The sequence below is a fragment of the Streptococcus sp. ST14 genome (assembly GCF_046098195.1).
Classification (GTDB): Bacteria; Bacillota; Bacilli; order Lactobacillales; family Streptococcaceae; genus Streptococcus.
Genome location: NZ_JBJUSF010000010.1, coordinates 1 through 11,483, shown reverse-complemented (window position 1 = coordinate 11,483; position 11,483 = coordinate 1). Strand labels below are relative to the sequence as shown.

Genomic DNA, 11,483 nt, shown 5'->3' with positions numbered 1-11,483 from the left:
GAATGAATTTACAAATAAATTGATACAGGACATATTTCTTACTCTAAATATCTGGAGAGAAATTGGAAAACATTCATCATCTAGTATACTCGTTTCGAAATTTCTTTTGTTTTTCATGAAAATATGATAAAATGATAGTTGTAAAATTTTTTTAAGGAGATTCGGATGAAAACAAAAGCACTTGCTCGCGTAAATGCGATTTTTGGTCTTATTTCAGGTATCGTCTTGCTGTTGGCACCTCTTGTTATGTTTATGATAGCTGTCGGGGCTGCTGCAGCGACGGAGGACTCTGATGCAACAGTTGGTATATTGACGATTTTTTCAATCATTTTGGCATTGGTAAAAATTGCTGTCTTGGTTTTAGGAATTGTGTCTATTGTCTATTACAAGGACGATGAGCGTGTGACCCCTGCACCGTCTGTTTTGTTTATCGTGGGTGGTTCTGTTGGATTGATCCCATTCTTGGGCTGGGTAGGAGGAATTCTGACAATCATTGGTGGATCCCTCTATTTTGGACTTTTGAAAAAGTTCGAGATTCAAGAATAATGACTTTTTGTTAGGAATATTTTCAAATAAGAGAAGGCGCTTAGCCTTCTTTTTTTGTCATCAACGACGGATAAATTTTACAAGATAAATAAGCTTTGACATTCGTGAAATCTAAAGCATTTATTGGAGACAAGGAAGTATTTTTATAGTATAATGGTGGATGTGAAATACCTATATCAAAATATAATGCTAGTTAATTTCTTGATAGAGGTTGAATAGTTGAGAGGATTTAGAATGAAAAAGTTTTTTGGAGAGAAGCAGCATCGTTTTTCCTTACGAAAATTAGCAATTGGACTTGTGTCAGCTTCAATTTCAAGCCTATTTTTTGTGTCCATTGCGAGTAGTGGAACCGTATTTGCCCAAGAAAATGTAGCTGTTCACTACAAATATGTGACGGATACAGAGCTAAGTAGTCAAGAGAAGGACTTGATTGTAAAGGACATTCCTCAAATTGCGGAAGATAGTGAGAGCACCTATTATCTAGTCTACCGTATGGATGAGAAAGCCCAGCTAGGTCAGTTGCCCAATACAGGTGGGCAGAATAGCATTACTAGTGTTTTAACTGGTGGAGCCCTAGCTTCAATTGGCCTTCTTATTTTTGTTGTATCCAAAAAGAAAGGCAAGAAGAAAGCCCTCTTGAAAGTTGTCTTGATAACAGGGATGGGCAGTGGTTTGGCTTCTTCAGTTCAGGCTATTGAAAATCAACTTTTGATCCAGTACAATCAGGAATACCAATTATCCCAAGGAGATAGTCTGCCTTTGCCACGTGCCTTATCAGGTTATACTTATCTAGGCTATATTAAGCAAGACAAAGAGATTAATCAGCAAGAAACTGCTGCTAGGGATCAGAAACTTGACTATACAGTTCAACCTCATTTCCAAGCCAACGAAGGTGGACAAAAGGCAGGAGATGAGCAGAAAGCTCCGTCTTCAACAAGCCCTGCAGACAAGACAATCCCTTCTCAAGATTTATCTAATCAAAAGCCGTCTGGTATTGCTAGTGTAGATCCTCAAGACGAAGTCTTGGCTGGTCGCGTGAATAAACCAGAGCTCTTATACAAAGACCAAGAGATTGTAACCAAACTAGATGTTTCAGAAGTGGTGCAGGAAAATCCAGAACTAACAGAGGGAACCATCCATGTCAAACAAGAAGGTCGTGCTGGGAAGAAGATTGAGCTTGTTCGCATTTTCACTGTTGAAAACCAAGAAATTTCTAGGGAAGTTCTCTCGACTAAGGTAGAAGAAGCCTTGCCACGTATAGTAGAAAAAGGGACTAAGAAGGCAGTTGTGCCGAGTGAAGCACCTCAGTCTGCAAGAAAAGGAGAGCCTGAGACTCAGGCTCCATTACCAGAATATACAGGCGAGCAAGCGGGAGCGGTTGTTGACCCAGAGATAGCTGAAAAACCAGAATATACAGGCACCCAAGCAGGAGCAGTCGTTGAACCCGAGCAAGTCGCTCCACTACCTGAGTATCAGGGAACTCAAGCTGGTGCCATCGTTGAACCGGAACAAGTCGCTCCTCTTCCAGAATATACTGGCAATACCGAGCAAGTAAAACCGGAAACTCCGACAGAAAAACCAAAAGAAAAAGACCCAGAGAAGACGCTTGAGCTAAGAAACGTTTCGGATCTGGAGTTGTATAGTCAGACCAATGGTACTTACAAACAACACGTTTCTTTAGACGGTGTCCCAAGTAATCCAGACACTTACTTTGTCAAGGTTAAATCTTCGTCGTTTAAAGATGTCTATCTACCAGTCACTTCAATAACGGCAGAAACGAAAGATGGTCAGCCAGTTTATAAAATCACAGCCAAGGCTGAGAAACTCCAGCAAGAGCTAGAAAATAAATATGTTGATAATTTCACCTTCTACCTAGCTAAGAAGGCTAGAGAGGAAACGACAACCTTTACTTCCTTTAGCAACCTAGTCAAAGCTATCAACCAGAATCTCTCTGGAACCTATCATTTAGCAGCTAGTTTGAATGCCAACGAAGTGGAGTTAGAGCCTGAAGCTAAATCCTACATCAAGGGTACCTTTACTGGTCAGTTGATCGGTGAAAAAGATGGCAAGCAGTATGCTATTTACAACTTGAAAAAACCACTGTTTGAAACTTTGAGTAGTGCCACAGTAGAAAAATTGAGTCTGAAAAATGTCTCCATTTCAGGGAAAGATGATATCGGTGCATTGTCCTATGAAGCTCAGAATGGCACAAAGATTCAGCAAGTTCACGTTGATGGTGTTCTCGCCGGTGAACGTGGTATCGGTGGTTTGCTGGCAAAGGCTGAGCAATCAAGCATCACAGAGAGCAGTTTCAAGGGAAGAATTATCAACACGTATGAGACGACTGCTGCCTATAATATCGGTGGTCTGGTCGGTCATTTGACAGGTGACAAGGCTTTACTTACTAAGTCAAAAGCGACAGTAGCCATTTCATCCAACACAAATAGTTCAGATCAGACAGTGGGTGGTCTTGCAGGTCTAGTAGATCAGGATGCACAAATCCAAGATAGCTATGCTGAAGGCGATATTAACAATGCCAAGCACTTTGGTAGAGTCGCGGGAGTAGCAGGCTATTTGTGGGATCGAAAAACTAATGAGGAACAGCATGCTGGAAGATTGACCAATGTTCTCAGTGATGTCAATGTAACCAACGGAAATGCCATTACCGGTTATCACTATAATGGAATGAAGGTGAAGGACACATTCAGCAGCAAGGCAAACAGAGTCTACAATGTCACCTTAGTCAAGGATGAGGTCGTCAGCAAGGAATCCTTTGAAGAAAGAGGAACAATGCTAGATGCTTCCCAGATTGAAAGCAAGAAAGCAGCCATCAATCCTCTCACTCTACCAACAGTGGAACCCCTCTCAACAAGTGGCAAGAAAGACAGTGATTTTTCTAAGGTAGCCCATTATCAAGCTAAGCGCGCCTTGGCTTATAAGAACATTGAAAAATTGCTACCTTTCTACAACAAGGCAACCATCGTCAAATACGGAAATCTGGTCAATGAGAACAGTCTGTTATATCAAAAAGAACTCTTGTCAGCAGTTATGATGAAGGATAACCAAGTCATCACAGACATTGTTTCCAACAAAGAGACTGCAAACAAACTCTTGCTTCACTACAAGGACCATTCTTCTGAGAAGCTTAATCTCAAGTACCAGGATGATTTCGCCAAATTAGCAGAATATAGTCTAGGCGATACTGGACTTCTCTATACGCCAAACCAATTCCTGTATGACCAATCTTCCATCATCAAGCAAGTCTTACCTGACTTACAAAAGATTGACTATCATTCAGAAGCCATCAGAAAGACACTCGGTATTTCTCCAAAAGTCGAGCAGACTGAGCTCTATCTAGAAGACCAGTTCGCCAAAACAAAACAACATTTGGAAGACAGTTTGAAAAAACTCTTGTCAGCTGATGCTGGACTTGCCGGTGCTAACCCAGTCACCAAGGGTTATCTTGTAGATAAAATCAAGCGCAACAAAGAAGCCTTGCTACTTGGCTTGACCTATCTGGAACGGTGGTATAACTTTAGCTATGGTCAGGTGAATATCAAAGACCTAGTTCTGTACCATCTGGACTTCTTTGGTAAGGGAAATGCTTCGCCACTAGATACTCTGATTGAGTTAGGTAAATCTGGCTTTAACAATCTTCTTGCTAAGAATAATGTCGATACTTATTCTATTAGTTTAGCCAGCCATCATGGAACGACAGATTTGTTTAGCACGCTAGAAAATTACCGAAAAGTCTTTCTACCAACCACAAGCAACAATGACTGGTTTAAATCAGAGACTAATGCTTACATCGTTGAAGAAAAATCCACTATCGAAGAGGTGAAAGCGAAGCAAGGACAAGCTGGCACTAAGTATTCTATCGGTGTTTATGATCGCATCACGAGTGCCACTTGGAAATACCGCAATATGGTCTTGCCTCTCCTAACCTTGCCAGAGAAATCAGTATTTGTCATCTCGACCATGTCTAGTCTAGGATTTGGAGCCTATGATCGCTACCGCAATAGTGACCATAAAGCGGGCAAGGCTCTCAATGACTTTGTTGAAGAAAATGCGCGTGAAACAGCCAAACGTCAGCGAGATCACTACGATTATTGGTATCGTATTTTAGATAATGAGGGACGTGAAAAACTCTATCGTACGATTCTCCTTTATGATGCCTATAAGTTTGGGGATGACACAACATCTGGAAAAGCTACAGTGGAGGCTAAGTTTGATAGCTCCAATCCAGCCATGAAAAACTTCTTTGGCCCAGTTGGCAATAAGGTAGTACACAATCAGCATGGAGCCTACGCAACAGGTGATGGAGTCTATTATATGTCTTACCGTATGCTGGACAAGGATGGAGCCATTACTTATACCCATGAAATGACCCATGATTCAGATCAGGATATTTACCTTGGCGGCTATGGTCGAAGAAGTGGCTTGGGCCCAGAGTTCTTCGCAAAAGGCTTATTGCAAGCCCCTGACCAACCAAGTGACGCAACCATTACCATCAATTCTATCTTGAGACACTCAAAATCAGATAGTACAGAGGGCTCCCGTCTGCAAGTCTTAGATCCGACAGAGAGATTCCAAAACGCAGCAGATCTTCAGAACTATGTCCATAACATGTTTGACCTTATCTACATGCTGGAATACCTCGAAGGGCAATCAATCGTTAACAAACTAAATGTTTACCAGAAAATGGCGGCTCTCAGAAAAATTGAGAACAAGTATGTGAAAGATCCAGTAGATGGCAATGAGGTATACGCTACTAACGTAGTCAAAGAATTGACAGAAGAAGAGGCAAAGAAACTAACCAACTTTGAAAGTTTGATTGACCACAATATCTTATCAGCTCGTGAGTATCAGTCTGGCGACTATGAGCGAAATGGCTACTATACGATTAAACTCTTTGCCCCAATCTTTTCAGCTCTCAGCAGTGAGAAAGGCACGCCAGGGGACCTTATGGGACGTCGGATCGCTTACGAACTTTTGGCTGCCAAAGGCTTTAAGGATGGAATGGTACCTTATATCTCAAACCAATACGAAGAAGTTGCCAAACAAAAAGGTAAAACTATCAATCTCTATGGTAAAGAACGCGGATTGGTGACAGATGATCTTGTTTTGGACAAGGTATTTGAAGGCAAGTATGCATCTTGGGCGGATTTCAAGAAAGCCATGTACCAAGAACGTGTGGATCAGTTTAAAAACTTGAAACAAGTGACCTTTAAAGTTCCGACAAAACCATGGCCAAACTATACGACAGAGACCATCAATCAAGTGACTGAATTGCAAGCCCTCATGGACCAAGCTGTGCTACAGGATGCAGTGGCTCCTCGTTGGAGTGACTATAAGCCAGAGATTGACAGTGCCGTTCATAAGTTGAAGAGAGCAATCTTTAAGGCTTATCTTGACCAAACAAACGACTTCAGAACCTCTATTTTTAAGAAATAAGGGTTAGAAAATGAAAAGGGAGGATCGACAGATCTTCTCTTTTTATGTTCAGATGTCTGAAAGCAGGTAGGCGATTTGTTTGTGACGGAGAAGGTCTTTTGTTTCTGGAGCAAATATGGTAGAATGATAGCTACGATAGAAGGAGGTTTTTATGGAGAGAGATAGATTGGTTCGACTCAATTGGAGACTGGGCATGGTGGCAGGAGTGACCTTACTTTTGGGACCTGTCCTACGATTTTTGCTATCCTATACTGGGGCCATCATCTATAAAGATCCTTCAAAAATGCTGGTTATCACGGTTGCCTTTTCCCTGCTCCTGACATTTTTTAAGATTTTGATGATTGCATTAGGAACCTTTATGCTAATCTATTTCGAAGAGGATCAACAACTTCGAATGCTGCCATCTGTTTTATTTATCATTGGTGGCGTGCTGGGATTTCTTTCAGCGACTGAGTGGATAGGAGGATTTCTAATCATTAAAGGCGCTGTTTCTTTTTCTAAATTTTTGAAAGAGGTCCGTGGCCTTGTCTGATAGTCTAGTGAAACAATCCGTTGGAGGGTTGTTTTTTTATTTAAAGAATTATCTGGCGAAAGAATATGTTAGCAAAATGCTCTTTTTCAAAGAAAAATAGCATAAAAATCTAGTTATCCGCATAAAAACTGGACTTATCACACTTTATCAAGGTCAAAACCACTCAATTTACTACTAATTTACTACTTATGAATGAGCTTTGATACGACGATTTATCCTTGAAAAGTGAAGATATAAAGATACTTCCAATAAAATTTGAATATTTAATAGGTAGACACTTCAAAAAATGAGGTGTCTATTTTTTTACCCGATTTTGAAAGGAAGTGAACTTATGAAAACAAAAAATCAAGAATCAAAAGGTCGTTCCCCACTCTTTAAGACCATCAAACATTCATTCAGCCAATAAAAAAGAAAGGATAGGTAAAAATATGGAACTTAAATTTGTGATTCCCAACATGGAAAAAACATTCGGCAATTTAGAATTTGCTGGCGAGGATAAAGTCGTTCAGCGAAGAATCAACGGACGGCTAACTGTCTTATCAAGAAGCTATAATCTCTATTCTGATGTTCAAAGAGCAGATGATATTGTGGTGGTGCTTCCTGCTGAAGCTGGCGAAAAACATTTCGGCTTTGAGGAACGTGTGAAGTTAGTCAATCCACGTATTACCGCAGAGGGCTACAAAATCGGCACTCGTGGTTTTACAAATTACCTTTTACATGCTGACGACATGATAAAAGAATAAAGAAAGAGAGGAAAAATGATGAGATTAGCAAATGGCATTGTATTAGATAAAGACACGACTTTTGGAGAATTGAAATTCTCTGCTCTACGTCGTGAAGTGAGAATCCAAAATGAAGACGGGTCGGTTTCAGATGAAATCAAGGAACGTACCTATGACTTAAAATCCAAAGGACAAGGACGCATGATTCAAGTAAGTATTCCTGCCAGCGTGCCTTTGAAAGAGTTTGATTATAACGCACGGGTGGAACTTATCAATCCCATTGCGGACACCGTTGCTACTGCCACCTATCAAGGAGCAGATGTTGACTGGTATATCAAGGCAGACGATATTGTGCTGACAAAGGATTCTAGTTCATTCAAAGCTCAACCACAAGCAAAGAAAGAACCGACACAAGACAAATAGTCGCTAGGTAGAAAGGAGACTTTTTCGCATGAAACAGCGTGGTAAAAGGATTCGCCCATCTGGTAAAGATTTAGTCTTTCATTTTACGATAGCGTCACTCCTGCCTGTTTTCCTGCTTGTTGTCGGACTGTTTCATGTGAAGACAATCCAGCAGGTCAACTGGCAGGACTTTAACCTATCACAAGCAGATAAGATTGACATTCCGTATTTAAGTATCAGTTTCAGTGTCGCAATTCTTGTCTGCTTGCTGGTGGCGTTTCTATTCAAACGGTATCGCTATGATACGATTAAACAACTCTACCACCGTCAAAAGCTGGCGAAGATGGTTCTTGAAAATAAGTGGTATGAATCAGAACAGGTCAAAACAGATGGCTTCTTCAAGGATTCCCCCAGTCGTACCAAAGAAAAGATAACCTACTTCCCTAAAATCTATTATCGCCTTAAAAATGGTTTAATACAGATACAAGTGGAAATCACTCTGGGGAAATATCAAGACCAGCTCCTACACTTGGAAAAGAAATTAGAAAGTGGCTTGTACTGTGAGCTGACGGATAAAGAGTTAAAGGATTCCTACGTGGAATATACCTTGCTCTATGATATGATAGCCCGTCGTATTTCTATTGATGAAGTACAAGCTCATGATGGGAAACTTTGCTTAATGAAAAATATGTGGTGGGAATATGACAATCTGCCTCACATGCTCATAGCTGGTGGTACAGGTGGCGGTAAGACCTACTTTATCCTGACACTGATTGAAGCCTTGCTTCATACAGATTCTAAGCTGTATATCTTAGACCCGAAAAATGCAGACTTAGCCGATTTAGGCTCTGTGATGGCAAATGTCCACTACAGAAAAGAAGACTTGCTTTCCTGCATTGATACATTCTATGAAGAAATGATAAAACGCAGTGAGGAAATGAAGCAGATGGAAAATTATAAGACTGGCGAAAATTATGCTTACTTAGGACTTCCAGCACACTTCTTAATCTTTGATGAATATGTCGCTTTCATGGAAATGCTGGGAACAAAAGAAAACACCGCAGTTATAAATAAGTTGAAACAGATTGTCATGTTAGGTCGTCAAGCTGGCTTCTTTCTAATACTGGCTTGTCAGCGTCCAGACGCAAAATATCTAGGCGACGGAATCCGTGACCAGTTTAATTTCAGAGTGGCTTTAGGTCGTATGTCTGAAATGGGCTATGGCATGATGTTTGGCAGTGACGTACAAAAGGATTTCTTCTTAAAGCGAATCAAAGGTCGTGGCTATGTTGATGTAGGAACAAGTGTCATATCAGAGTTTTATACTCCCCTTGTACCAAAAGGACATGACTTTTTAGAGGAAATTAAAAAGTTATCCAACAGCAGACAGGACACAAAAAAGCCATCATCAGAACAACAAGAAATGGAGAAATAAAAGTAATGGATATTAAAAGATTGGAGATATATCATACACCGACTGAAAAATCTGTCATTTGTCTTTGCTTGAATACAGACCAATTCACGGTAGATTGTGAACAATACATCATTGACCGATACAGGCATTTTACCGTCAATCCAAAAGTACGATTCTATTCCAGAATAGATAAGCTGATTGATGAAATTATCCGTGAAGTGAAGAAACCACCGTTCACATTCAGAATGAGGTTAGAGAAGCGACATAGTATTACCAGCAAAAATATTCTATATGAATTTCAGCTTTTTGATAGAAATTCATTCAAAACGGACGGTCTATCAGAAGTGATTGAACAGGAATATTTAAGACCAGAAGTTGATTTGGTAGTGATTTACACTGGCATACAGGGAGAATCAAAGGCAGATACAGACGACAAAGGCAGGTTTTACGGTCTTAAACCGTAAGTTCTGGCTTTGTCGGGCAGGGCTTGCCCTGCCCATTAACCCCCCGTATCTAACAGGGGGGTACAAATCGACAGGAAACAGTCAAAAAAACATTAGAAAATCCTTTGGTTACAAGGGATTTACAAAATTTCAGCGTATGTAAAATGGGCTTTAAAAGTTGACATACGCCTTTTTGATTGGAGGGATTTTTACTGAATGAACAAACTTGGTTACAGCAGTTAAAAGAAAAACGCTTGGCTTATGGACTATCTCAAAATCGTTTAGCGGTTGCGACTGGTATTACAAGGCAGTATCTAAGCGATATTGAAACAGGAAAAGTCAAGCCATCAGAGGATTTACAGCAATCTCTTTTTGAAGCTCTGGAACGCTTCAATCCCGACGCTCCCCTTGAAATGCTCTTTGATTATGTAAGGATTCGCTTTCCCACAACGGACGTACAGCATGTGGTCGAAAACATCTTACAACTGAAACTGTCCTATTTTCTTCATGAGGACTATGGTTTCTATTCTTATTCAGAGCATTATGCTTTAGGCGATATATTCGTTCTCTGCTCCCACGAACTGGACAAAGGAGTTCTGGTGGAATTGAAAGGTCGTGGGTGTCGGCAATTTGAAAGCTATCTTCTGGCTCAACAAAGAAGCTGGTATGAGTTCTTTATGGACGCTTTGGTGGCTGGCGGTGTGATGAAACGCCTTGACCTTGCCATTAACGATAAGACAGGGATTTTGAATATCCCTGTACTCACTGAAAAATGCAGACAGGAAGAATGTATATCCGTCTTCCGCAGTTTCAAAAGCTATCGCAGTGGCGAACTGGTACGCAAAGATGAAAAGGAATGTATGGGAAATACCCTCTATATCGGTTCATTACAGAGTGAAGTTTATTTCTGTATCTATGAAAAGGACTATGAACAGTACAAGAAAAATGATATTCCCATTGAAGACGCAGAAGTAAAAAACCGTTTTGAGATTCGGCTGAAAAATGAGCGTGCCTATTATGCAGTCCGTGATTTACTCGTCTATGACAATCCAGAAAAGACTGCTTTTAAAATTATCAATCGGTATATCCGTTTTGTAGATAAAGACGATTCCAAACCTCGTTCTGATTGGAAGCTGAATGAAGAATGGGCTTGGTTTATTGGGAACAACCGTGAACGATTAAAACTAACCACAAAACCAGAGCCTTACTCTTTCCAGCGGACGCTGAACTGGCTTTCCCATCAAGTCGCACCCACTTTAAAGGTTGCGATTAAACTTGATGAAATCAACCAGACGCAGGTTGTGAAAGACATTCTCGACCATGCGAAACTGACAGACCGACACAAGCAGATTTTGAAGCAACAGTCAGTAAAAGAACAGGACGTGATAACAACAAAAAAAGGATATAATGGGAGATAAGACGGTTCGTGTTCGTGCTGACTTGCACCATATCATAAAAATCGAAACAGCAAAGAATGGCGGAAACGTAAAAGAAGTTATGGAAATAAGACTTAGAAGCAAACTTAAGAGTGTGTTGATAGTGCATTATCTTAAAATTTTGGCTCTATAATATTTGTAGTGGGTAAATCCCTTATAGATATTATGGAGCCTATTTTGTTGTAGAAAAAAAGTCCCATATGACCTATAATGAAAAGCGACAAAACCATCATTAGAAAGATTCATATGGAACAATTACATTTTATCACAAAACTGCTCGATATTAAAGACCCAAACATCAAGATTCTAGATATCATCAATATGGATACCCACAAAGAAATTATCGCTAAGCTGGATTATGAGGCTCCATCTTGCCCTGATTGTGGAAGTCTAATGAAGAAATATGACTTTCAAAAACCGTCTAAGATCCCTTACCTCGAAACAACTGGTATGCCTTCTAGAATTCTCCTTAGAAAACGCCGTTTCAAGTGCTATCACTGTTCAAAAATGATGGTTGCTGAGACTCCCCTGGTA

General features: G+C 40.3%; 11 protein-coding genes. All 11 read left to right on the top strand.

From position 1 onward, the window contains the following. Positions 1-165 precede the first annotated feature (165 nt). A complete protein-coding gene (locus ACIY19_RS04785) occupies positions 166-546 on the top strand; it encodes a hypothetical protein (protein ID WP_000849881.1) in 381 nt (126 codons plus the stop codon). A 234-nt stretch (positions 547-780) separates the two neighbouring features. Further along, the gene (locus tag ACIY19_RS04780) at positions 781-6,000 is read left to right on the top strand and encodes a ZmpA/ZmpB/ZmpC family metallo-endopeptidase (RefSeq protein WP_409002819.1); all 5,220 of its coding nucleotides are present in this window, start codon (positions 781-783) and stop codon (positions 5,998-6,000) included. A 151-nt stretch (positions 6,001-6,151) separates the two neighbouring features. Next, on the top strand, positions 6,152-6,532 hold the full coding sequence (locus ACIY19_RS04775) for a hypothetical protein (protein WP_049489746.1): 381 nt from the start codon (positions 6,152-6,154) through the stop codon (positions 6,530-6,532). Positions 6,533-6,960: 428 nt separating this feature from the next. After that, positions 6,961-7,275 (top strand): YdcP family protein, encoded by a 315-nt coding sequence (locus tag ACIY19_RS04770; protein ID WP_000420682.1) that lies wholly within the window; start codon positions 6,961-6,963, stop codon positions 7,273-7,275. Between the two features lie 15 nt (positions 7,276-7,290). Continuing rightward, positions 7,291-7,677, top strand: a complete 387-nt coding sequence (locus ACIY19_RS04765; RefSeq protein ID WP_000985015.1) for a YdcP family protein — start codon at positions 7,291-7,293, stop codon at positions 7,675-7,677. 28 nt (positions 7,678-7,705) lie between these two features. Further along, on the top strand, positions 7,706-9,091 hold the full coding sequence (locus ACIY19_RS04760; protein WP_409002818.1) for an FtsK/SpoIIIE domain-containing protein: 1,386 nt from the start codon (positions 7,706-7,708) through the stop codon (positions 9,089-9,091). A gap of 5 nt (positions 9,092-9,096) precedes the next feature. Further along, a complete protein-coding gene (locus ACIY19_RS04755; RefSeq protein ID WP_015646595.1) occupies positions 9,097-9,534 on the top strand; it encodes a hypothetical protein in 438 nt (145 codons plus the stop codon). 28 nt (positions 9,535-9,562) lie between these two features. Next, positions 9,563-9,676: a conjugal transfer protein gene (locus tag ACIY19_RS04750; RefSeq protein WP_078102635.1), complete on the top strand. Its 114-nt coding sequence runs from the start codon at positions 9,563-9,565 to the stop codon at positions 9,674-9,676. Between the two features lie 34 nt (positions 9,677-9,710). Beyond that, entirely contained in the window at positions 9,711-10,931 is a 1,221-nt protein-coding gene (mobT, locus tag ACIY19_RS04745; RefSeq protein WP_409002817.1) for a MobT family relaxase, read from the top strand. Beyond that, a complete protein-coding gene (locus ACIY19_RS04740; RefSeq protein ID WP_409002816.1) occupies positions 10,921-11,082 on the top strand; it encodes an MLS leader peptide in 162 nt (53 codons plus the stop codon). The genes mobT and ACIY19_RS04740 overlap by 11 nt, the downstream gene beginning before the upstream one ends. A 113-nt stretch (positions 11,083-11,195) precedes the next feature. After that, on the top strand, positions 11,196-11,483 hold a 288-nt coding region (locus ACIY19_RS04735), incomplete at its 3' end, for an ISL3 family transposase (protein WP_001828343.1).